Annotated in this window: 22 protein-coding genes; 7 read left to right on the top strand and 15 right to left on the bottom strand. The window is 73.6% G+C overall.

Annotated features, from left to right (window positions below):
• Nucleotides 1-3: 3 nt before the first annotated feature.
• From hppD to hisC, 4 genes are all read left to right on the top strand, one after another.
• Nucleotides 4-1209 carry a 4-hydroxyphenylpyruvate dioxygenase gene (gene hppD / locus MicB006_RS09260; protein WP_043327937.1) on the top strand — a complete coding sequence of 402 codons (1206 nt, stop codon included), beginning with the start codon at nucleotides 4-6 and terminating at the stop codon, nucleotides 1207-1209.
• Nucleotides 1210-1219: 10 nt separating this feature from the next.
• Nucleotides 1220-1924, top strand: a complete 705-nt coding sequence (locus MicB006_RS09265; RefSeq protein WP_116505270.1) for an RDD family protein — start codon at nucleotides 1220-1222, stop codon at nucleotides 1922-1924.
• Between the two features lie 115 nt (nucleotides 1925-2039).
• Complete coding sequence (locus MicB006_RS09270) at nucleotides 2040-3083, top strand: RDD family protein (protein ID WP_116505272.1); 1044 nt, start codon at nucleotides 2040-2042, stop codon at nucleotides 3081-3083.
• Complete coding sequence (gene hisC / locus MicB006_RS09275) at nucleotides 3080-4183, top strand: histidinol-phosphate transaminase (RefSeq protein WP_116505274.1); 1104 nt, start codon at nucleotides 3080-3082, stop codon at nucleotides 4181-4183. The genes MicB006_RS09270 and hisC overlap by 4 nt, the downstream gene beginning before the upstream one ends.
• Nucleotides 4184-4286: 103 nt before the next feature.
• Here the strand turns inward: hisC and MicB006_RS09280 are convergent, their stop codons facing one another.
• The 5 genes from MicB006_RS09280 to MicB006_RS09300 all read right to left on the bottom strand — a co-directional run bounded on the left by MicB006_RS09280 (nucleotide 4287) and on the right by MicB006_RS09300 (nucleotide 8707).
• The gene (locus MicB006_RS09280) at nucleotides 4287-5540 is read right to left on the bottom strand and encodes a PQQ-binding-like beta-propeller repeat protein (RefSeq protein WP_116505276.1); all 1254 of its coding nucleotides are present in this window, start codon (nucleotides 5538-5540) and stop codon (nucleotides 4287-4289) included.
• Between the two features lie 68 nt (nucleotides 5541-5608).
• On the bottom strand, nucleotides 5609-6091 hold the full coding sequence (locus MicB006_RS09285; protein ID WP_073829189.1) for an SRPBCC family protein: 483 nt from the start codon (nucleotides 6089-6091) through the stop codon (nucleotides 5609-5611).
• Nucleotides 6092-6203: 112 nt separating this feature from the next.
• Nucleotides 6204-6413, bottom strand: coding sequence for a DUF397 domain-containing protein (locus tag MicB006_RS09290; RefSeq protein WP_043327931.1), 210 nt, complete (start codon nucleotides 6411-6413; stop codon nucleotides 6204-6206).
• 174 nt (nucleotides 6414-6587) lie between these two features.
• Nucleotides 6588-7787: a fumarylacetoacetase gene (fahA, locus tag MicB006_RS09295; RefSeq protein WP_116511283.1), complete on the bottom strand. Its 1200-nt coding sequence runs from the start codon at nucleotides 7785-7787 to the stop codon at nucleotides 6588-6590.
• Nucleotides 7788-7840: 53 nt separating this feature from the next.
• Complete coding sequence (locus MicB006_RS09300) at nucleotides 7841-8707, bottom strand: hypothetical protein (protein WP_192900215.1); 867 nt, start codon at nucleotides 8705-8707, stop codon at nucleotides 7841-7843.
• Between the two features lie 94 nt (nucleotides 8708-8801).
• Here MicB006_RS09300 and MicB006_RS09305 point away from each other — a divergent pair, with 94 nt between their 5' ends.
• Nucleotides 8802-9968, top strand: a complete 1167-nt coding sequence (locus tag MicB006_RS09305) for a homogentisate 1,2-dioxygenase (RefSeq protein WP_116505280.1) — start codon at nucleotides 8802-8804, stop codon at nucleotides 9966-9968.
• Nucleotides 9969-10022: 54 nt separating this feature from the next.
• Here the strand turns inward: MicB006_RS09305 and MicB006_RS09310 are convergent, their stop codons facing one another.
• From MicB006_RS09310 to MicB006_RS09320, 3 genes are read right to left on the bottom strand one after another with little or no spacing between them, the layout of a single operon-like run.
• On the bottom strand, nucleotides 10023-10961 hold the full coding sequence (locus tag MicB006_RS09310) for an NAD(P)-dependent alcohol dehydrogenase (protein WP_225980796.1): 939 nt from the start codon (nucleotides 10959-10961) through the stop codon (nucleotides 10023-10025).
• Nucleotides 10962-10975: 14 nt separating this feature from the next.
• The gene (locus MicB006_RS09315; RefSeq protein ID WP_116505282.1) at nucleotides 10976-12088 is read right to left on the bottom strand and encodes a tetratricopeptide repeat protein; all 1113 of its coding nucleotides are present in this window, start codon (nucleotides 12086-12088) and stop codon (nucleotides 10976-10978) included.
• A 50-nt stretch (nucleotides 12089-12138) separates the two neighbouring features.
• Nucleotides 12139-13491: a BTAD domain-containing putative transcriptional regulator gene (locus MicB006_RS09320; RefSeq protein ID WP_116505284.1), complete on the bottom strand. Its 1353-nt coding sequence runs from the start codon at nucleotides 13489-13491 to the stop codon at nucleotides 12139-12141.
• Nucleotides 13492-13666: 175 nt separating this feature from the next.
• On the opposite strand from MicB006_RS09320, the gene MicB006_RS09325 reads away from it, so the two are divergent.
• A complete protein-coding gene (locus tag MicB006_RS09325) occupies nucleotides 13667-14197 on the top strand; it encodes a hypothetical protein (RefSeq protein ID WP_116511285.1) in 531 nt (176 codons plus the stop codon).
• A gap of 38 nt (nucleotides 14198-14235) precedes the next feature.
• Here MicB006_RS09325 and ispF read toward each other — a convergent pair whose 3' ends face one another.
• From ispF to MicB006_RS09340, 3 genes are all read right to left on the bottom strand, one after another.
• Nucleotides 14236-14718 (bottom strand): 2-C-methyl-D-erythritol 2,4-cyclodiphosphate synthase, encoded by a 483-nt coding sequence (ispF, locus tag MicB006_RS09330; RefSeq protein ID WP_073829195.1) that lies wholly within the window; start codon nucleotides 14716-14718, stop codon nucleotides 14236-14238.
• Between the two features lie 1075 nt (nucleotides 14719-15793).
• A complete protein-coding gene (ispD, locus tag MicB006_RS09335; RefSeq protein WP_116505286.1) occupies nucleotides 15794-16489 on the bottom strand; it encodes a 2-C-methyl-D-erythritol 4-phosphate cytidylyltransferase in 696 nt (231 codons plus the stop codon).
• A gap of 53 nt (nucleotides 16490-16542) precedes the next feature.
• Nucleotides 16543-17028, bottom strand: coding sequence for a CarD family transcriptional regulator (locus MicB006_RS09340; protein ID WP_013288937.1), 486 nt, complete (start codon nucleotides 17026-17028; stop codon nucleotides 16543-16545).
• A gap of 328 nt (nucleotides 17029-17356) precedes the next feature.
• Here MicB006_RS09340 and MicB006_RS09345 point away from each other — a divergent pair, with 328 nt between their 5' ends.
• Entirely contained in the window at nucleotides 17357-18049 is a 693-nt protein-coding gene (locus tag MicB006_RS09345; protein WP_073829198.1) for a hypothetical protein, read from the top strand.
• Nucleotides 18050-18056: 7 nt separating this feature from the next.
• Here MicB006_RS09345 and MicB006_RS09350 read toward each other — a convergent pair whose 3' ends face one another.
• The 4 genes from MicB006_RS09350 to MicB006_RS09365 all read right to left on the bottom strand — a co-directional run bounded on the left by MicB006_RS09350 (nucleotide 18057) and on the right by MicB006_RS09365 (nucleotide 21826).
• Nucleotides 18057-18662, bottom strand: a complete 606-nt coding sequence (locus MicB006_RS09350) for a hypothetical protein (protein WP_116505288.1) — start codon at nucleotides 18660-18662, stop codon at nucleotides 18057-18059.
• Nucleotides 18663-18701: 39 nt separating this feature from the next.
• Nucleotides 18702-19754, bottom strand: a complete 1053-nt coding sequence (locus tag MicB006_RS09355; RefSeq protein ID WP_116511286.1) for a type III polyketide synthase — start codon at nucleotides 19752-19754, stop codon at nucleotides 18702-18704.
• A gap of 105 nt (nucleotides 19755-19859) precedes the next feature.
• A complete protein-coding gene (locus MicB006_RS09360) occupies nucleotides 19860-21026 on the bottom strand; it encodes an acyl-CoA dehydrogenase family protein (RefSeq protein WP_116505289.1) in 1167 nt (388 codons plus the stop codon).
• A 41-nt stretch (nucleotides 21027-21067) separates the two neighbouring features.
• Nucleotides 21068-21826 carry a methyltransferase domain-containing protein gene (locus MicB006_RS09365; protein WP_073829201.1) on the bottom strand — a complete coding sequence of 253 codons (759 nt, stop codon included), beginning with the start codon at nucleotides 21824-21826 and terminating at the stop codon, nucleotides 21068-21070.
• Nucleotides 21827-21840: the final 14 nt, after the last annotated feature.

Genomic DNA, 21840 nt, shown 5'->3' on the forward strand with positions numbered 1-21840 from the left:
ACCATGACCCAGGCGATCGACCGACCCCAGTCGACCGAGGAGGTCGACGTCGACGCTCTCGTCGGCGCCGTCGACCACGACATCAGCCGCGACCCGTTCCCGGTCAAGGGCATGGACCACGTCCATTTCCTGGTCGGCAACGCCAAGCAGGCCGCGCACTACTACTCGACCGCGTTCGGCATGACCTGTGTGGCGTACCGGGGGCCGGAGCAGGGCTACCGGGACCACGCGCAGTACGTCCTGACCAGCGGTTCGGCCCGCTTCGTGCTGACCGGCGCGGTCCGCCCGGACGCCGACGGCGCCGAGCACGTGGCGAAGCACAGCGACGGCGTCTCCGACATCGCGCTTGAGGTGCCGGACGTGGACGCCGCGTACGCGCACGCCGTCGCGCAGGGCGCCACCGGCCTGGTCGAGCCGCACGACGTCAGCGACGAGCACGGCACCGTGCGGATGGCGTCCATCGCCGCGTACGGCGACACCCGGCACAGCCTGATCGACAGGTCCCGCTACACCGGGCCGTTCCTGCCCGGCTTCGTGGCCCGCGGCCCGATCGTGGACCGGCAGCCGATGATCGACGCCGGCCTCCAGCCGAAGCGGTTCTTCCAGGCCGTCGACCACGTGGTCGGCAACGTGGAGCTGGGCCGGATGGACGAGTGGGTCGAGTTCTACAAGCGGGTCATGGGCTTCTCGAACATGGCCGAGTTCATCGGCGACGACATCGCCACCGACTACTCGGCGCTGATGAGCAAGGTCGTCGCCAACGGCACCCGCAAGGTGAAGTTCCCGCTCAACGAGCCGGCCGTGGCCCGCAAGAAGTCGCAGATCGACGAGTACCTGGAGTTCTACCAGGGCCCCGGCGCCCAGCACATCGCGGTGGCCACCAACGACATCCTGGCCAGCGTGGACGCCATGCGCGCGGCGGGCGTGGAGTTCCTGGACACCCCGGACTCCTACTACGAGGACCCGGAGCTGCGCGCCCGCATCGGCAACGTCCGGGTGCCGATCGAGGAGCTGCAGTCCCGCAAGATCCTGGTGGACCGGGACGAGGACGGCTACCTGCTCCAGATCTTCACCAAGCCGGTGCAGGACCGTCCCACCGTCTTCTTCGAGCTGATCGAGCGGCACGGCTCCCTCGGCTTCGGCAAGGGCAACTTCAAGGCCCTGTTCGAGGCGATCGAGCGGGAGCAGGAGAAGCGCGGCAACCTGTAACACTGTCGGCGTGACCCAGCCTCCCCCCAACCCGACGCCGCCGCCTGCCGGGCCTCCACCCGCGGGCGGCGGCTTCGCGCCGCCCGCCGGGCCCGCGGTGCCCGCGCAGCACGTTCCTCCGGGGTACGCCGGCCCGCCCGGCTACCCGCCGCCCGGCTACCCCCCACCGGGGTACGCCCCGAGGCCCGTCCCGCCCCCGGTGGCGCCGAACGGGCAGCCGCTGGCGGGCTTCGGCGACCGGCTGCTCGCCTACCTGATCGACACCGCCGTCGCGATGGCGGTGATGATGGCACTGTTCCTGCCGGTCGTCTTCCTCGTCTTCTTCCGGATGATCGACGAGCTGGAGCAGGCCGGCCCGAACGGCCCCGATCCGGCCGAGGTCTGGACGAGCGTGTTCCTGCCGCTGCTCGCCGCCGAGCTCGGGGTCCTGCTGCTGATGCTCGTCTTCTACTGGGTCTACCACGTCGAGTACGCCCGCCGGACCGGCCAGACGCTGGGCAAGAAGGTGATGAAGCTGCGGATCGTGCCGGTGCAGCCGGACGCGGCGCTGAGCCGGGGCATGCTCGGCAAGCGCTGGGCCGTCGAGTTCGCCGGCGGGATGTTCGTGCCGTTCCTCAGCTACCTCGACGGTTTCTGGCAACTGTGGGACAAGCCCTGGCAGCAGTGCCTCCACGACAAGTTCGCCGGAACGGTCGTCGTTAAGGTTGGCCCGTGAGCGCGAGGAGCGAGCCGGGCCTGCGAGCCCCGCAGTCGCGAACTGAGGGGAGCACCGTGAGCGCGAGGAGTGAGCCGGGCCTGCGAGCCCCGCAGTCGGGAACAAGGACGGCACTGTGAGCTTGGAACCTGGATGGTACGTCGACCCCGCCGACCCGGAGACCCGCCGCTGGTGGGACGGCGAGGGCTGGATCGGCGCGCCGATCCCGGTCGACGTCACCCCGCCCGAAGGGCCACCGCCCGCCGAACCCGAGCCGGCCGCCGCCGCAGCGCCGGGCGCCGGGACGGGTGGCCGGTCGGAGATCGCCCCGTCGTCCGGCGCGCCCGCCCAGCCGGGCGGGCCGGGACCGTGGCCGGGCCAACCGGGTCAGGCCGGCCCGTGGCCCGGACAGCCGGGTCAGCCCGGACAACCCGGTCCCTGGCCCGGACAGCCGGGACAGGGCGGACAGCCGGGACAGGGCGGCCCGTGGCCGGGGCAGCCCGGTCAGGCCGGGCCGGCACCGCAGGGACCACCGCCGGGCTGGCCGTACCCGCACTGGCCGGGCGCGCAGCCGATTCCGCGCCCGCACGGGCTGCCACTCGCCTCGTACGGCGCGCGGCTGGTCGCCCGCCTGATCGACTTCGGCGTGGTGTTCCTGCTCAACGCGGTGGTGAACGGCTGGTTCGTCTGGCGCTACTTCGAGGCCGTCGCGCCGTACCTGCGTGAGTCGGTGCGCCGCGCGATGAACGGTGACACCTCCACCGAAGGGCTGCCCCAGATCGACGATCAGGCCGGCGGCCTCCAGATCGCCATCCTGGTGATCGCCACCGCGCTCTGGTACGCGTACGAGGTGCCCTCGATGGCGGCGCGCGGGCAGACGTTCGGCAAGCGGCTGATGGGCGTACGCGCGCTGCCGGTCGAGGCGGACCAGCCGCTCGGCTTCGGCCGGGCCACCCGGCGCTGGAGCACGCTCGGCCTGCCCACGCTGCTCTGGTACTGCTGCGGGCTCGGTCTGCTGCTGCAACTCATCGACGCGGTCTCGCCCCTGTTCGACCAGCCGCTGCGCCAGGCCCTGCACGACAAGCGGGCGCAGACGGTGGTGGTCCAGCTCCCCCGTAAGCGGCCCGACCCCAGTACCACCCCGCGCGACCGCGCCGACACCCCGGGAGACACCCCATGACCGAGACCGGACGCCACCAGCCTCCGCTGCGGCTCACCCGCGCCGACCTGGACGCGTTGCCCAACTACGTGCCCGGCCGCAGCCCGGCCGACCTGGCCCGGGAGCTGGGCCTGCCCGAGGCGATCAAGCTGGCCAGCAACGAGGTGCCCTACGGCCCGCTGCCCGGCGTGGTGGAGGCGGTCGCCGAGGCGGTGGCGGGTTCGCACCGCTACCCGGACATGGGCGTGGTGGCGTTGCGTCAGGCGCTCGCCGAGCGGTACGGCGTGGACGCCGACCGGATCGCCACCGGCTGCGGCTCGGTGGCGCTGGCCGAGCACCTGGTCCGCGCCACCTGCCTGCCCGGTGACGAGCTGCTCTACTCGTGGCGCTCCTTCGAGGCGTACCCGATCATCGCGGCGACCAGCGGCGCGACCAGCGTGCGGGTGCCGAACGACGCCGGCCACGGTCACGACCTTTCCGCGATGGCGGCGGCGGTGACCGACCGGACCCGGATGATCCTGGTCTGCAACCCGAACAACCCGACCGGTACGGCGGTGCGCCGGGCGGAGCTGGAGCGTTTCCTCGACTCGGTGCCGGACGACGTGCTGGTGGTGATCGACGAGGCGTACCGGGAGTTCGTCACCGACCCTGAGGTGCCGGACGGCCTGACCTACCTGGACCGGCCGAACGTGGCGGTGCTGCGCACGCTGTCCAAGGCGTGGGGCCTGGCCGGCCTGCGCATCGGTTGGCTGGTCGCGGCGCCGGAGGTGGCCGCCGCGGTGCGCAAGGTGGTCACGCCGTTCTCCACCAGCATGGCCGCCCAGGCGGGCGCGCTGGCCGCGCTGGCTCAGGCCGACGAGGTGGAGCGGCGCTGCGCGCTGGTCGTGGGCGAGCGGGACCGGGTCACCGAGGCACTGCGCAAGTTCGTGCCGGACGTGCCGGAGAGCCAGGCCAACTTCGTCTGGCTGCCGCTGGGCGAGCGGGCTGTGGAGTTCGGCCGGGCGTGCGAGGCACGCGGCGTGATCGTCCGGCCGTTCCCTGGCGACGGTGTACGGGTCACCATCGGCACCCCGGCCGAGAACGACACGTTCCTGGCGGTTGCCGAGTCCGCCCTGGCCTGACCCGGGCGCGTCCGGGCCGGTCCGGCAACCCCCTACGGACCGGCCCGGGCGTCTCACCTGACGACTATAGTACGTTTTGTCCGTTTCTCGGTCGAACCGCCGGTCAGGTGACGGCGAGCAGCACCGGCTCGGCCATCAGGAAGTAGCCCTGGTCGTCGTCCTCCGGCGTGGCGCTCTCCCGCAGCCGCTCCACCGCGACGTAGCCGTCCACCGCGTACGCCCGGCCCGGCCGCCAGCCGATCCCGTCCCGCCCGATGTCCAGCACGAGACTGGACCGGGTCGCGCCGGTGAGCGGGTCCACTGTGACCAGCTCCCGCCGGTCGGTCAGCAGGTGCACCCGCCCCGGCTCGGTCGCGAGCACCCGGGCCGGGTGGATGTCCGCCCGGCGCCACAGCTCCGCGCCGGTACGCGCCGAACGTCCGACCACCACCGGGCCCGACGTGTCCACCACCCGCTCGCCGTCCAGCACCGTGTCCACGGCGTCCAGCCCCGGCGCGGCGCTCGGCTCGCCCGGGTCGGTCACCAGCCAGCCCTTGCCGCCCGCACCGCCCGGCCCGGCGGTACGCAACCCGCGACAGCCGGAGTGCCCGTGCGGGCAGCCGACCGGCGTGACCACGAGCTGTTCCGCCGCGTCCGGGGGACGCCAGCGGGTCCGCACCGTACCGGTCGCCGCATCCCGCAACTCGATCGTGGGCGGCCCCTCGCAGGTGTCCACCCCGACCAGCTCGCCGCTGGCGGTGGTGCCCACGTCGGTCCGGCAGTCCCGCGCCACGTCGGCGCGCCAGAGCCGTCGGCCGTCGGCGAGGTCGTATCCGCCGACCGCGCCGGGACCGGCCGAGACCAGCACGGTCCGGCCGTCGGCGGCCCGCGCGACGTGCAGCCCGGCCGGGTCCCAGACCGTGGAGGCGTAGGTCCGCCTCGGCTTCGGCACCGGCCCCGGCTCCGGGCCGTCGGCCCGCCAGGCGACCCGTCCGGTACGCGCGTCCAGCGCCACCAGCGTCCCGTCGGACCAGCGGCTGACCACGGTGGTGTCCTGGGCGAGCACCCCGGTCAGCGTGGCCGGCCAGCGACGGTACGACCAGAACGGGGTGACCCGGTGCCGCCCGGTGGCCGGCTGGTCCGCGTACACCTGACGGGCGCCCGCGTAGACGCGCAGCCGGCCGTCGACGACGAGCGGCGCCACCGGCAGCCGCCCGATCACCCCCGCGGTCGGCGCGGGCGCCGTCGGGTACGGCTCCCGGGCGACGGTCTCGACCTCGGCCGGCGCCAGCACCCGGACCACCACGGCGACCGACGCCGCGACGGCGAGTACCGCCACCAGCGCCACCACGGCCCGCCGCCTCGCGGCCTTCGCCATCCGTCACCTCCGCCCCGGCACCCTACCGGCCGGGTCGGGGCCGGGGCGCGGCGAGCGGCCAGGTCGGCTCAGGCGGCCTCGGAGGACCGGGCCGGGCCGGCGGCCAGCGCCAGGTCGGCCAGGTCGCGCCGGAGCGCGCCCTCGACCGCGCGGGCGGCCAGGCCGCCGAGGATCAGGGCCAGCACCCGGCCGTACGGTCGGGTCGGCGCCGCCTCGTGCTCGACTGTGACCTCGGTGCAGCCGCGGCGTCGCCGCTCGACGGTGCGCAGCGTCCAGGTGATGCGGTAGTCGGCGCCGGTGCCGCGCGAGCCGAGCACCAGACGGCTCGGGGCGACCGCCTCGATCACCTCGAACTCCTCCGGTTCGGTGCCGCCGTCCGGCCGGACGCGGGTCTCCCGCCAGGTCGAGCCGGGCCCGAACCCGCCGGCGCCGAGGACCTCGACCGCGCCCACCGCCGAGAGCCAGTCGGCGCGGGCCGGGAGGTCGGTCAAGAGGCGCCACAGGTCGGCGTCCTGCGCTTCGATGAATGCGGATACCGTGACCGTCGACATGGCACCTCCCGTGTCGTACACGGTACGGGCCGTGACGGGAAACGGGGAGCCTCGCTGTGACATTTCCACCGCCGGTGCCCCGATCGGGGCACCGGGGTGTGGCACGGACGGGTCAGCCGCGGAACGAGCCGCCCCGCAACGCGGTGACGAACGCCGCCCAGCCCGGCGGGCTCACCGCGAGCGCCGGACCGTCCGGGTCCTTGGAGTCGCGTACGCCCACCACGCCGTGCGCGGCGACCACGTTCGTCGCCACCTCGACACAGAGACCCTGATCGTTCGAGCGGCTGCTGGTGCGCCAGACGGCGCCGGTCAACTCGGTCATGCTCGTCCTTCCTGTTCGGCTACCCGGGTACGCCCCCCGACCCGGCACCATCGGCGGCTCCGGCTCGACCGGGAGCCGCCGTCCGGGGCGTACGTGATCCGGAGCGATAAACGCGGAAGGAAACGGCCCCGGTCGCACATCAGGTGCGACCGGGGCCGTTCGGGAAGGCCGAACTCAGCGGGCCGGAAGGATCGTCCCGGTGACCTCGCCCAACGCGACGGTGGTGCCGTCCGGGCCGGGCGCGGTGGCGGTGATCGTCACCGTGTCGCCGTCCTCCAGGAACGTCCGCTCGCTGCCGTCGGCGAACTTGACCGGCTCGGACCCGCCCCAGGTCAGCTCCAGGAACGACCCGACCTGGCCGCGTTCCGGTCCCGACACGGTGCCGGAGGCGTAGAGGTCACCGGTACGCAGCGACGCGCCGTTGACGGTGAGGTGGGCGAGCTGCTGGGCCGGGGTCCAGTACATGCCGGCGAACGGCGGCTCGGCGACCCGCTCCCCGTTCCACTGCACCGACAGCGTCACGTCCAGCCCGAGGTGCGGGGTGTCGCGCAGGTATTCCTGCACCGGCGGGTCCTGGTCGGGCGCGGGTACGAACGCGTCGGCGAGCGCCTCCAGCGGCGTCACCCAGGCCGAGACGGACGTGGCGAACGACTTGCCGAGGAACGGCCCGAGCGGCTGGTACTCCCATGCCTGGATGTCCCGGGCCGACCAGTCGTTGACGAGCACCACGCCGAAGACGTGGTCGGCGAAGTCGGCCACCGGCACCCGCTCACCGAGCCGGCTCGGCACGCCCACCACGAAGCCCACCTCGGCCTCGATGTCCAGCCGTACCGACGCGCCGGTGGTCGGGCCCTGCGCGCTGGCGCGCTGCCCGGTGGGGCGTACCACCGGGGTGCCGGAGACGACCACCGTGCCGGCCCGGCCGTGGTAGCCGATCGGCACGTGCTTCCAGTTCGGCAGCAGCGGCGGCTGCCCGGGCCGGAAGATCTGCCCGACGTTCGAGGCGTGGTGCTCCGAGGAGTAGAAGTCGACGTAGTCGGCCACCTCGAACGGCAGCAGCATCTCGACCTCGCGCAGCGGCACCAGCAGCGGCTCGACGGCCGCCCGGTGCTCCGGCTCGGTGAGCAGCTCGACGAGCCGCTGCCGGACCGCCGTCCACTGCGGGCGGCCGAGCGCCAGGAAGGCGTTGAGCGTGGGCCGGCCCAGCGCGCCGCCGGCCAGCACCAGACCGTCGGCCTCCGCGCCGGCCAGGTCCAACGCGAAGTCACCGATGCGGACGCCGATACGCGGCTCGCCCTCGCCGTGCCGGAGCACGCCGTACGGCAGGTTCCTCACCCCGTACGGCGACCCCGCCACACCAGGTACCCAGCTCATGCCGTGCTTGCCGGGCATGCCCTCACGGCCCTCGCTCCGCTCGGTGCGTTCGCTCATGCCTCAAAGCCTCCGTTCACCAGCCCCAGCCGGATCAGATCGGTAAGTGGTTCGGAGATGCTGCACGAGCCGTACCCGACCCACAGCGGGCGCTCGGCATCGCGGTGCGCCCGGGCCGGCTCGACCACGCGTACCGGGTCGGTGGCGGCGAGCAGCTCGGCCACGCCGTCCACCTCCGCGCCCCCGACGGCGGCGAGCGTGGCGCCCAGCACGTTGACGAAACCGTGGTGGTTGAAGCCGGTCTCCGGGTCGCGGTGCCGGATCGCGTGGTGCAGCCCGGCGGTGAGCTTGAACGGCAGTTTCCGGTCCCGGCAGGCGCAGATCACCGCGGCCAGCTCGACCGGGGTGGGGAACAGCTCGGCGGCGAGCCCGCCGGTACGGAACTTGGCCGCCACCGGCAGCCCACCGGCGCGCGCGTCGGCGAGCGTGTCGAGCGCGCCCATCAGCCCGAAGGTCAGCGGGATCTCCGCGTACACGGCGGTGCCGCCGAGCCGGTCGGCGAGCGCGACCAGCTCGGAGAGCCCGGGTTGCGGATCCTCGCCGCGCTTGGCGACCGGCGCCTCGATCTGCCGGGCGGTCACGCCGTCGGGTGCGAGCGCCGCCAGGGCCTGGGGAAGCTGGTCCAGGCCGGTGTCGCCGATCAGGCCGATGACCAGGCCCTCGGCCGGGTCCACCAGGCCGCGCAGCGACCCGCGCTGGATCTCCGAGGCGGGCAGCAGCAGCGGGCCGACCATCTCGGCGTACCAGGCGGTGCGGTGGGTGCGGTGCGCGGTCACCGCGTCGGGCAGCGGGGCGTTGCCGGGCGGGAAGACCGCGGCGTCGTCCACCAGGCCGGAGAGGAGGCGGGGCACCTGCGTTGACACGAGACAAGAATGTACGGGACGCTACGAGGAACGGACAACAGCGTCCGATTATCGGACGCCACCGGCCGGAGAACGGGACATATCGGGAGGCGAGATGCCGTACTACCGCAGCGTCGGCGACGTGCCGCGCAAGCGCCACACCCAGTTCCGCCAGCCCGACGGCACGCTCTACGCGGAAGAGCTGGTCGGCCAGGAGGGCTTCTCCTCCGACTCGTCGCTGCTCTACCACCGGCACGCGCCGACCGCGATCCTCGCCGCCGAGGAGTACGCCCCGCCCACCGTCACCCGGATGCCGAATCTGCCGCTCAAGCCGCGCCACCTGCGCACGCACAAGCTCGACGGCGCCGGCGCGGACCCGGTGCTCGGCCGGCAGTACCTGCTCGCCAACGACGACGTACGGATCGCGTACGTGCTCGCCGACCGCCCGTCCCCGCTGTTCCGCGACGCCACCGGCGACCACTGCCTCTACCTGGAAGCCGGATCGCTGCGCGTCGAGTCGCCGTTCGGCGTGCTCGACGCGGTCGCCGGCGACTACGTCGTCATCCCCACCTCGACCATCCACCGCCTGGTGCCCACCGGCGACGAGCCGACCCGGCTGCTCGCCGTCGAGGCCGCCGGCCACATCGGGCCGCCCAAGCGCTACCTGTCCGTACGCGGGCAGTTCCTGGAGCACGCGCCCTACTGCGAGCGCGACGTCCGGGGACCGGACACCCCGCTGCTGGTCGACGGCGAAGAGGTCGAAGTGCTCGTCAGGCACCGGCGCGGCTGGACGAAGTACGTCTACGCCAACCACCCGTTCGACGTGGTCGGCTGGGACGGGCACATGTATCCGTGGGCGTTCTCCATCCACGACTTCGAGCCGATCACCGGGCGGATCCACCAGCCGCCGCCGGTCCACCAGACGTTCCAGGGCCCGAACTTCGTGATCTGCTCGTTCGTGCCGCGCAAGGTGGACTACCACCCGGCCGCCATCCCGGTGCCGTACAACCACCACAACGTCGACTCCGACGAGATGCTGTTCTACACCGGCGGCAACTACGAGGCCCGGCGCGGCTCCGGCATCGAGCAGGGCTCGATCTCGCTGCACCCGTCCGGCTTCACCCACGGCCCCCAGCCGGGCGCGGCCGAGCGGTCGATCGGGGCGGAGTTCTTCGACGAGCTGGCGGTCATGGTGGACACGTTCCGCCCGCTGGACCTGTGCGACGCGGCCGCCGCCTGCGAGGACGACGGCTACGCCTGGACCTGGGCGCGCAAGCCCTGACGTACGCGAAAAGGGCCGCGCCCGGCACGGACGCGGCCCTGTCGCACGCGGTCGTCAGAACGTGGACGCGTCGATGACGAAGCGGTAGCGCACGTCGGAGGCGAGCACCCGCTCGTACGCCTCGTTGATCTTCTCGGCTCCGATCACCTCGATCTCGGCGCCCAGCCCGTGCTCGGCGCAGAAGTCGAGCATCTCCTGGGTCTCCGCGATGCCGCCGATGTTCGACCCGGCGAACGAGCGACGGGCCGGGATCAGCGAGAACGCGTGCACCGACAGCGAATCCTCGGGCGCGCCCACGTTGACGAGCGTCCCGTCCACAGCCAGCAGCCGCAGGTACGCGTCCATGTCGAGGGTCGCGCTGACCGTGTTGATGATCAGGTCGAACGAGCCGGCCAGCTCACGGAACGTCTCCTCGTCGGAGGTGGCGTAGTAGTGGTCGGCGCCGAGCCGCAGCCCGTCCTCCCGCTTCTTCAGCGACTGGGACAGCACAGTCACCTCGGCGCCCATGGCGTGGGCCAGCTTCACGGCCATGTGGCCGAGGCCGCCCATGCCGATCACCGCGACCCGGCTGCCCGGCCCGGCGTTCCAGTGCCGCAGCGGCGAGTACGTGGTGATGCCGGCGCAGAGCAGCGGCGCGGCGGCGTCCAGCTCGAGGCCGTCCGGGATGCGCAGCACGAAGTCCTCGGTGACCACGATGGCCTGCGAGTAGCCGCCCTGGGTAGGCTCACCGTCCCGGCCCACCCCGCCGTACGTGCCGGTGCTGCCCTTCAGGCAGTACTGCTCCAGCCCCTTACGGCAGTTGTCGCACTCCCGGCACGAGTCGACCAGGCAGCCGACGCCGACCCGGTCGCCGACGGCGAACTTCGTCACCGCGGAGCCGACCTCCCGCACCACGCCGGCGATCTCGTGGCCGACCACGATCGGGTAGCGGGTCGGGCCCCACTCGCTGCGCGCGGTGTGGATGTCGGAGTGGCAGATGCCGGAGAACTTGATGTCCTCCTACCCTCTCACCGGCGGGTGAACGCGGTGAACCCCGCCACCACCGAGGCGGTGATCGCCCCGACCAGCGACCACGGGCCGCCGACCAGCGCGTACACGAGCAGCAGCACCACCGCGACGGCGGCCCCGTAGACCGGCACGGCCAGGCCGCGCGACATCGCCTCCCGCAGGCCGGGCCGCCACGTCGCCGGGCGCCGCAGCAGCACCGCCACGCCGGCCACCGCCAGCACCGCGAACAGCCGGGACGCGCCCGGCGAGGCCGGGGCCAGGGCGGCGACCAGCACGCTCGCGAACAGGGACAGCCCGGCCACCGACAGCAGGAGGCGCCGGACACCGGCGTCCACGGTCCGGACCGGGTCAGGCCGGGCCACCGGCAGGTCCGCCAGCGCGGTCAGGTGCTCCAGCGTCTCGGCGTAGCGGCGCCGTTCCAGCCGGGCCACGCCCACGTCCTGCCCCGCCTCGCCCAGTTCCGGGTCCAGGCGCAGCGCCTCCCGGTAGGCCCGCTCGGCCAGGTCGAACAGTTGCAGCCGCACCGCGACCAGGCCCAGCACCAGGTGGGCCTCCGGCTCCTCCGGGGCCAGCTCGACGCCCCGCCACGCCGCGTCCAGCGCCGCCTGCCCGTTGCGCGACGCGGAGAGGAGGGCGGCGGCGCTGCGCTGCGCGTACGCGTCGCCCGGACCGCGCGCCAGGATCTCGTCGGCGGTGGCCGCGGCGGGCTTCCACCGCTCCAGGTCGAGCAGCGCGAGCCCGCGTGCCACGAGCGCCGGCAGGACGACCTCGGCCGGGCCGGCGGCAGACGCATCGGTGGCGGGCGTCGGCGCGGCGCCGTCGGCTGCGGGCGTCTCCGCGCTCGGCGGCGCGCTGTCGGTGGCGGGCGTCTCGACGGCGGGCGGGGCGGCCGCCGTCGCCGTCTCGGCGACGGCCAGCGCTTCCGCGGGCCGGTCGGCGGCCAGGTGCATCCGGGCCAGCATGGTCAACGCGGGCAGGTGCCCGGGCTCGTCCGCGAGCAGCGCGGTGAGTTCGCCGATGCCCTCGTCGTAGCGACCCAGCTCCGCGAGGAGGTGGGCGCGTTGCAGGTAGCCGTCGGCGGCGGACTGGTCGGGAACGGCGTCACTCGGCATCCCGGCGAGCGTATCCGCCCCGGCCCACCGGCTGCCGACAGCTCCCGTCGTCAGGCACTCCGGCAGGCGACGCCCGCCCGGCCGCCGCACGTCCCGAGGCTGCACCACCGGCGCAGCCCGCTCCCGTCCAGGAACAACCACCCGCAGCGCTGGTCCGGGCAGGCCCGCACGGTGAACCGTGCCGGATCGGCGAGCAGTTGCGCGCCGCTGAACGCGGCGGCGTGCACCGGCACCCGAAGGCCGGCGGCGAGGTCCGGCCACCAGCGACCGCGTCCGTCGGCCGCGCGCCGGAACGCGAGCGTACGGGCGGCGGCCTCGGCGGCCCGGGCGACCGCTTCGAAGGCCGGGCCGTCGTCCGGGTCGACCAGGCTGGCGTAGAGCGCGGCGCGGAGCGTACGGGCCTCGTCGAGCACCGCCTCCGCCGTGCCGGGGTCGCGTCGCGCGAGGTGCAGCAGACGGTTCATCGACACCTCGTCCACCAGCCCGACGTGGCCGGCCCAGACGGCAAGGGTGCGATAGCCGCGCAGCCACTCGGCGCCGGGCAACGGGGACTCGCGCCCCCAGCCGGCGAAGGTGTTGCAGAAGTCCAGGGCCGGGTGGCCGCCCACGCTCCACGGCAGGCTCTCGTCGTTCACCCGGATCTCGTGCATCGGCCGGCCGACCCGGTCCAGGCGGTCGTCGCCCGCGAGCACCCGCCGCTGCACCTCGCGCAGCCGGGGCCCCGGCTCGACACCGAAGTCGGCCACGAGCAGGTCCCGCGTGGCGCGGTAGAGGCGCAGCGCGTCGGCCCGCCGGGCACCCCGGTACAGGGCGGTCATCAGGACCGCCACGAGGTGTTCCCGCGTCGGATGCTCGGCGGCAAGCGGCATCAGTTCGGCGATCGCCCGCGCGTGCTGGCCCAGCGCGAGCTGCGCCTCGGCCCGTAGCTCCACAGCCACCAGGCGTAGCTCCTCGACAGTGCCGTGCAGCCGGTCCCGCAGCTCGTCGTCCGCCGCGTCGGCGAGCAACGGCCCGCGCCAGAGGGCCAGCGCCCGGTCGAGCGACCGCACCCGCTCGGCGGGATCGGCGGCTCTCCCGGCCCCCCGGACCAGTTCGGCGAACTCGTCGACGTCGACCCGGTGCCCGTCCTCCTCGACCACGTAGCCCTCGCCCCGGGTGCTGATCCGCACCCCGTACGCGTTGAGCGAGCCACGCAGCCGCCCGACGTACGTCTGCACCACGCCCCGGGCGGTGACCGGCGGCCTGCCGTTCCAGAGCAGGTCGATGAGGCGGTCGGTCGGCACCACGCGCCCCACGTCGAGCAGCAGCACCCCGAGCAGGCATCGCTCCTGGCGTCGGCTGCCGACCTCGACCGGCCGGCCGTCGTGGCGGGCCTCGAACGGCCCGAGCAGGCGGAACTCCATACCGAACAGGACCGGTCGGGCCGGGCCGGAGGTTGCCGTGCGGCGGTGATCGCATGGTCAGCCGTCCGGCCGTCCGGTCCGCCCGCTCGGAACGTCTCCGCACGGTGCGGTCAGCCCGTGGTGAGCCGGCCCGGCGATCCTGGCCGCCCTGATCACCGACGAGATGGAGAGCGACATGCGTTTCAGGATGAGCGTCGCGGTGGCGGCGGTCGTGGCAGTGGTCGTCGCGGCGCTACCCGGCTCGGCGTCCGCCGCGCCGGACCGGCACCACGCTGCCGGCGCCTGGGAGCCGGCCCCGCAGGCGCCGTTCGAGTTGCCCGCCGGCGCACGATGCGAGTTCGCGGTACGCGTGGAGCCGATCGTGGACGAGGTGCGCAAGTTGACGCTCGCCACCTATCCGGACGGCGCACCGAAGCGGGAGCTGTTCACCGGCGCCCTGATCAACCGGGTGACGAACCTGGAGACCGGCGCCACGTCCACCGCCGACGCGAGCGGCACCTCGCTCGTCGACTACCGCACCGACGGCTCGATGACCTGGTACGTGACCGGGCCGGTGCTGCTCGGCTTCCGGGAGAACGCCGGCACGCTGCCGAAGGGGCTGTGGATCGTCGACGGCCAGTTCCGGGTGGAGTTCTCCCCCACCTACGACAAGACCATCACGATGCTCCACGGCACGACCCACAACGTCTGCACGGACGTCGACTGACCGCCGGACGCGGTGACCGGCGTCCGGCGGTCACCGCGTCAGTCGGCCGGGGCGTCGTAGACCAGTGCCACCGCGATGCCGGCAAGTCCCTCGCCACGTCCGGTGAAGCCGAGGCCGTCGGTGGTGGCGGCGGAGACGGTCACCGGGGCGCCGACCGCCTCGGAGAGCACCCGCTGCGCCTCCTCCCGGCGCGGCCCGATCTTGGGGCGGTTGCCGACGACCTGCACCGACACGTTGCCGATCCGGAACCCCGCCGCCCGCACCCGGCGTGCGCTCTCGGTCAGCAGCGCCACCCCGGAGGCGCCCGCCCACTCCGGCTGGTCCACTCCGAAGTTCGCGCCCAGGTCACCGAGGCCGGCGGCGGAGAGCAGGGCGTTGCAGGCGGCGTGCGCCGCCACGTCGGCATCGGAGTGACCGGCCAGGCCGTCCTGGTCCGGCCAGTGCAGGCCCGCCACCCAGCAGGGCCGCCCGGCCGCGAACGCGTGCACGTCGGTGCCGACGGCCACCCGAGGAACGATCATGACCAGAGGGTACGCGCTGCGCCTTGACGGCCGCCCGGGCTGTGGTTAGCTTGGTTTCTGTACGCCCCAGTGTCGCCTCTGCCTCGCGCACGCGCCTGGGGCTCTTTCTTGCCGTCGGCGCGCCGGACAATCCGCCGCGATCGTCACGCTTAGCATCCAGTCCGTGACGCCACACCCCCATGCGCGAACCGTGCATCACTGGATCTCCCTCGGCAGGTACCACCCCTATCTGGCTGCCGCCGGTGGCGACGAGAGCAAGGCCTGTGAGCTTTACGAGTGGAGCGTCGCCCTGACGGGCGCGTCGTTCGAGGCGTTTCACTACGTCGAGGTCGTCACCCGCAACGCGATAGATCGGGAGATGAGGGCGCACCTCAACGAGCCGGGCCGCGGTATCCCATGGTTCCTTCTGACGGTCAGCGGTAAGCGCCAGGTGCAGGATGGAATCGATCGAAACGTCTCCGAGGTCCGCGCGCGCTTGCGTCGAGAGCACTCCCAGAAGGAGACCCGCGACCAGATCATCGCGGGCTTGAGCTTCGGCCTCTGGGTCTCGATGTTGGGTTCGGAGCACGAGCAACTCTGGCGGGAGGCCCTACATCGCGCCTTCCCCTACTCGTCCGGCAAGCGCCACGATGTCGCCAGCGCGATGAATGCGCTCCGGGTGTTCCGCAATCGGCTGGCTCATCATGATTCGCTTCTCGCCACCGACGTGCCGTTCCGCCTCAGCCAGATGATCGATGTCGTCGCGTGGGCGGACCCGGACGCCGCCCGCTGGCTCAGGAGGATCGAGCGGGTGACCGAGGTGCACCGACTGCGCCCAGCCGCCCGCAACGACACCGTGGTGGTCCCCGCCAGGAACGCATGGGGGCTCTATCAGTCGACGCGAGCGTACGTCTGTCAGGCGGGCAGGTCATTTCAACCTGTGGATCATCTGGCCTTCTACTCTCAGCGCCAGATCCTTCCAGAGGTGCCCAAGATTCTCTTTCGGCTCGACAAGCGCCTTCACCCAGGGTCAGCGGTATGTCGTCCGAGACCGCCTGCGCCGGGCTCGATCCACCGCCGACCTGTGAGGAGTACGTCAGGCGCCGGTGGACAGCAGGTGTTCGGCCAGGGACAGGTCGAACGGCCGGGTGATCTTCAGGGCCAGCTCGGAGCCGGGTACGCAGGTCACCGCGATCCCCTGCTTCTCGACCAGGCCGGCGTCGTCGGTGAGGGCATCACCCGCGCAGCGGTGGGCCGCGACCAGCACCGAGCGGCGGAAGCCCTGCGGCGTCTGCACCGCCCGCAACGCGGACCGGTCGACGGTGCCGAGCACGCGCTCGGCCGCGTCGACCTCCTTGATCGTGTCGACCACCGGCAGCACCGGGATCACCGCGTCGTGCCCGTCGCGGACCGCAGCCGCCACCGACTCGACCAGGTCCGGCGGGGTGAGCGCGCGGGCCGCGTCGTGCACCAGGACGATCTCCGGGCCGGCGGGTACGGCCGCGAGGGCCGCCGCCACCGACTCCTGACGCTCGGCGCCGCCGGGCACCACTGTCACCGGCGCCACGGGCGCCAGCATCGCCCGTACCGCCTCGACGTCGGTGGCCGGCGCGGCCACCACGATCGTGTGCACCGAGGGCGCGGCGGCGACCCGGCGGACGGCGTGCACGAGCAGGGGTTCACCGGCGAGCGGCCGGAGCGCCTTGGGGGCGCCGGGTCCGAGGCGTACGCCGGCGCCGGCCGCAGGAACGAGGACCGCGACGTCACCGCGCGGATTGAGCTGCGCGGTCACGTCGCGGTCCTCGGATTCGTTCGCTGCGGGGCGGGTAGAGGCAGAGGTGTGGATCAGGCCTCGGTCAGCACCTTGTCGAGCAGCGTCTCGGCCTCGTCCTTGGTGCTCTTCTCGGCCAGCGCGACCTCGCCGACGAGAATGTCACGGGCCTTGGCGAGCATCCGCTTCTCGCCCGCCGACAGGCCCCGCTCCCGCTCCCGGCGCCACAGGTCGCGGACGACCTCGGCCACCTTCAGCGGGTTACCGGAGGCCAGCTTCTCCAGATTCGCCTTGTAACGCCGCGACCAGTTGGTCGGCTCCTCGGTGTGCGGTGCGCGGAGCACGTCGAAGACCTTGCCCAGGCCCTCTTCGCCAACCACTTCGCGCACACCCACGATCTCGGCGTTCTCGGCGGGCACCCGGACCGTCAGGTCACCCTGCGCGACCCTCAGGACGAGGTATTCCCTGGGCTCGCCCTTGATGACCCGAGTCTCGATTGCCTCGATGAGTGCGGCCCCGTGGTGGGGGTAAACAACGGTCTCGCCGACACTGAAAACCATAGGTTCGAAACCCCTTTCGCTGTGTCTAGGGTAACACGCTCAGGCACCGATGTCTCACCGCTGTCCTGACCGTTGGCGCAGCTCAGGGGCCCTGTGAGAGGTCTTTCTTCAGCTTGACAGGCGGTCAAACCGATGCTTTCGACACGCTCCGTGAGGAACACGTGACAACCCGGTAACGGGTGACGGGAGCGTCCAGATCTAGGGCAATGCGCTCCTTCCATGGTAGCTCCGCAAGTCCGTCCGCGCCCAGGTGTGGCGTTACGACGGCCGGTGCGGGACGCTGGGAACGGACGCGACGTCCGCTCACCGAGGCGTTCCTGGGGGTCCGATGGGCGTGCCTGACGCTGACGGCCAGGGGCCGCCGGAAGGGCTGCCCGGCCTGCCCCCGGAGTGGGGCCGCGTGGTCGTCCCGGACGACGCCTCGGCGCTCGCCGAGGAGGCCCGGCAGGTCCGCCGGGAGCTGCGACGCGCACGAGCGGCAGCCGGCCGGCGCCCCGGCTCGCTCCGCCTCGGACTCCCGGCGCTGATCCTGCTCGTATCGGTGCTGATCACGCTCGCCGGCCTGGCCGCTGTCACCTGGCCACGTACCACCCGGTCCGGCGCGCCGACTGTGCTTCCCCACGCCGGCGCCGCGCCGCAGCCGGTCGGCCCACTGCCCGCGCTGGACCTGGTCGGTGCCGACGACACACCGGTACCGCTGCGCAGCCTGCTGCCCGCCATGATCATTCTGACCGACGCCTGCGCCTGCGCCGAACAGGTCACCACGGCGGCCAGAGCCGCCCCGCCGGGCGTCACGGTGGTCACCGTGACCGCGGGCCGGCGCGCCGGGGCCGCGAGCGTCCCGGGGGTACGCCCGCTCGGCGACCCGGCCGGCGGGCTGCGCTCCTACCTGCACCTGTCCGCCCAGACCGGCATCGCCCCGGCGCTGCTGGTCGACCGGCAGGGCGCGCTGGTGCGGGTGGTGCCGGAGCTGGGTCCGCTGTCCGACTACGGGGCCGACCTGGCCCGGCTGGCCGGCTGACCGCCGCTCAGTAGAGCGCCTCGAGCCGGGCGTCCAGCTCGGCCCGGCCCCGTATGGCGACGAACCGCATCTGCACCAGCTCGCCCCTGCCGCCCACCACCGGGACGTCCAGCTGCTCGCCGCACCGCAGCGCCCGCCGGAGGTCGTCGTCTCCGACGCCGGAGACGAGTACGGCGACCACGCCGTCACCGGCACAGCTCACCGAGAGCCGGTAGTGATCGCCCCGCGTGGGCCGCACCTGCCGGACGACAGGCGGCGCGCCCGGCGTCAGCCGGGATCTCTCCCGCCACACGACGTGCGACATCTGGAGCACACGCGTCGTGCCGTCGTCCTCCACCTGTATCACCACCGAGCGGTCCGGCTCGGCACGCGGCCCGCGGCGAGGGCCGAGCGACGCCCCCGCGTCGCGCCCGGCGCGTGGCACCGGCCGCGCTTCGCCCGTCGACGGGTCGACCCGCCAGTTGCGAGGGGTCAGATCCACGCTCGCGGACACGGCCGACGCGGCCGGACCAGGCTCCGGAGCCGCCGACCGCCACCAGGCCGAGCCGAGCAACAGCGCCAGGACGGTCAGGCCGGCCAGCAACGCCCGCCCGTCCCGCTCCTCGGAGGCCATGCCGGCAGCGTATCGGCGCGGCGCGGCCGGGGCGACCCGTCAGCCCACGCGTTCCAGCAGCGCCGCGTAGAGCGTCAGCCCCGGACCGAAGGCCAGCATCACCACCCAGCGCGGCGGTGACGGCTCCGCACGCCACAGCCGGTCCAGGATCAGCAGCACCGTCGGGGACGAGCAGTTGCCGTGCTCGGCGAGCGTCCCCCGGGAGGCGGCGAGCCCGTGCGGCGGCAGGGCCAGCTCGCGTTCCACCACGTTGAGGATCCGTGGCCCGCCCGGATGCACCGCCCAGCCGTCCACGTCGGACCGGTCGCAACCGTGCCGTGCCAGCAACTCGTCGATCAGTTCCCGGACGTACCGGGAGAGGACCTGCGGCACCTTCGGCGACAGCCCCATCCGGAAGCCGGTGTCGGTGACGTCCCACGTCATGTGGTCGGCGGTGGAGGTGTCGGTGACCGAGGTGACCTCGCGCAGCGCGTACCCCCGGCCGCCGGGGATGACCACGGCGGCGACCGCGGCGTCCGAGAACAGCGCGTGGGAGACGATCTGCTGGGTGTCCACCCGGGCGCCCGGCGGCTGGATGTGCAGGCTGGTCAGCTCCGCGCAGAGCAGCAGCGCGGGGCGCCCGCGGGCGGTGACGAAGTCGCTCGCCGCGCCCAGCCCGGGCAGGGCCGCGTAGCAGCCCATGTGCCCGACGAACATGCGCTGGGTGCTCGGCGACATGCCGAGGTCCCGGGCGAGCAGGATGTCCAGGCCGGGGGTGGCGTACCCGGTGCAGGAGCAGACCACGAACATGCCGATGTCGGCGGCGTCCAGGCCGGCGGCGGTGAGCGCCCGGCTGACCGCCTCCTTGCCCAGCGGCAGCGCCTCGACCTGGTAGCGGCGCATCCGGCGCTCGGTCGGCCATTCCGAGACGTCCTCCAGCAGCGGGTTGACCGCCGCCTGCCGCCGGGTGACGCCCGAGTTCGCGAAGATCCGCTCGGCCAGCGCCCTGGTGTTCCCCTGGAAGTGCCGCGCGAAGAAGCCCGTCCACAGTTCGTCCTGCATCGCGGCCGGCGGTTGCGCCGTACCAAGACCCGCGATCACCGGTGTGCCCACGTCCCCCACCCCTCGCCCTCCCTCACCTCTCGCACCGACTCCTGCTCACCGTGCCGCCTTTCGTTCGCGACTGCGGGGCTCGCAAAACCGGCTCACTCCTCGCGCTCACCAACGAGGGAGCGCGCTGTCCCGGTCCGGGTCCCCGCCGAGCGCGGCGATGCCGAGCCAGTCGGCGCAGACGTCGGACGTGGCCGGGTGCAGCGAGCCGCAGCGGGCGTCCCGGTAGAGCCGCTCCAGCGGATGCCCGCGGCGGGTCGCCGAGGTGCCGGCCGCCTCCAGCATGGAGGCCGCCACCTCGGCGGCGGTGGTGCCCGCCAGCAGCTTGGCGCGCCACACCCAGCGGTTCGTCTCCGCGTCGCCGGGGGCCTCGTCGACCCGGCGGGCCGCCTCGGCGACCACCAGTTCGGCGGCGGCGGTGGCGGCGTCGGCGCGGCCCAGGCGGGCCCGTACCGCCGGCAGGCCGGCGAGGTTGCGGGCGTTGAGGTGCTCGGCGGCCGCGTCGATGGCGGCCCGGGCCACGCCCACGTAGACCGCGGCGTAGCTCGCCACCAGCCAGTGCGGCATGAGCTGGGCGACCACCAAGGCCAGCCCTTCGACGCCGCCGAGCAGCCGGTCGGCCGGAACCGTCACGTCCAGGTGCACGTCGTGCGACGAGGTGGCCCGCATGCCGAGCGAGTCCCAGGTGGGCTCGACGGTGATCCCCTCCCCGGCCGGGACCAGGAACTGCGACACCACCGACTGGTCGGCGGCGCTGCGGGCGGCCACCAGGTAGCCGTCCGGGTGGCCGGCGCCGGAGCAGAACGTCTTGCTGCCCTTGATGTGCCAGCCGCCCTCGACCGGCTCGTAGACGGTGCTGAGCTGGGACAGCCGGGCGCCGGCGCCGCGTTCGCTCATCGCCACCGCGTACCAGGCGTCGTCGGCCGCCGCGCGCAGCAGCCGGTCCCGGGCGGCAAGCGCCTCCTCCGGTACGCCGAGCGCCTCGGCCAGTTCCTCGGTGACCGCGCCCAGCGCGCCGGTGACCGAGGCGTGCATGTTGAACACCAGCGCTGTGGCGCCGTTGCCCCGGGCCAGTTCGGTGGCGACCGCGGCGTACTCGGCGAAGCTCGCGCCCGTGCCGCCCAGCTCGGGCGGCACCATCAGCCCGAACAGCCCGGCTGCCCGCAGGTCCGCGAAGTCGTCCACGGGGAACGAGCCGTCGCGGTCGTGCTCGGCCGCGCGGGCGGCCAGTCGCGGCGCCAACCGGCGGGCCGCCTCCAGCGCGTGCACACTCATGTCGCCCCCTTCTCGGCGTCCTTTACCCCGGGCGGCCCCGGCTACCCGCTCCGGCGCCCCCAGCCCTGGTACAGCACCGCTGCCGACCGGGTCGGCACCATGCGTGGCTCGGTCCTGCCCGGACGGTCGCCGCCGCCGCGCATGCGGCGCAGCAACCAGGCAAGCGTGCCGCCCACCTCCGGGCGGACCCCGCGTACCTCGAGCGACACGCCGTGCCGGGCGCACTCGGCGACGAGCGCGCGGGCGTCGACGAACAACCGTGGATCGTGGATGCCGCGCGGCACGGTGGGCAGCCGTTCGCCCAGCTCCACCGCGATCAGCCGGGCCAGCAGCGTGTCGTTGAGCGTGTCCAGCACCAGCAGGCCGCCGGGCCGCAGCAGCCGGCACGCCTCGGCGACCGCGCGCCGCCAGTCCGGCACGTGTTCCAGCACCTCTCCGGCGGAGACCACCGCCGCGCAGCCGTCGGTCAGCGGCACCGCCGTCGCGTCGCCCTGGACCACTGTCACCCCGTGGTCGGCGGCCTGGTCCAGCGCGGAGCGGGTCAGGTCCACCCCGACGTGGTGGTAGCCCTTGCCGGCCAGGTGCGGCGCCAGCAGCCCGGCGCCGCAGCCCAGGTCGACGAGCAGATCGTCCGGCGTGGACGCCGGTGGCACCAGTGCCGCGCGCGCCCGCGCCAGCCAGTGCAGCATGGCGAACGCGCCGTCCGGCCGCCACCACTCGTCGGCCAGATCGTCGTACTGCCGGGGGTCGTTCGGCGGCAGCACGCGGTACGGAGTGGACACCCCGGACACGTCAGGCATGCGTCGAGCGTGGC

The sequence above is a fragment of the Micromonospora sp. B006 genome, from assembly GCF_003408515.1.
GTDB classification, from domain to species: Bacteria; Actinomycetota; Actinomycetes; order Mycobacteriales; family Micromonosporaceae; genus Micromonospora; species Micromonospora echinospora_A.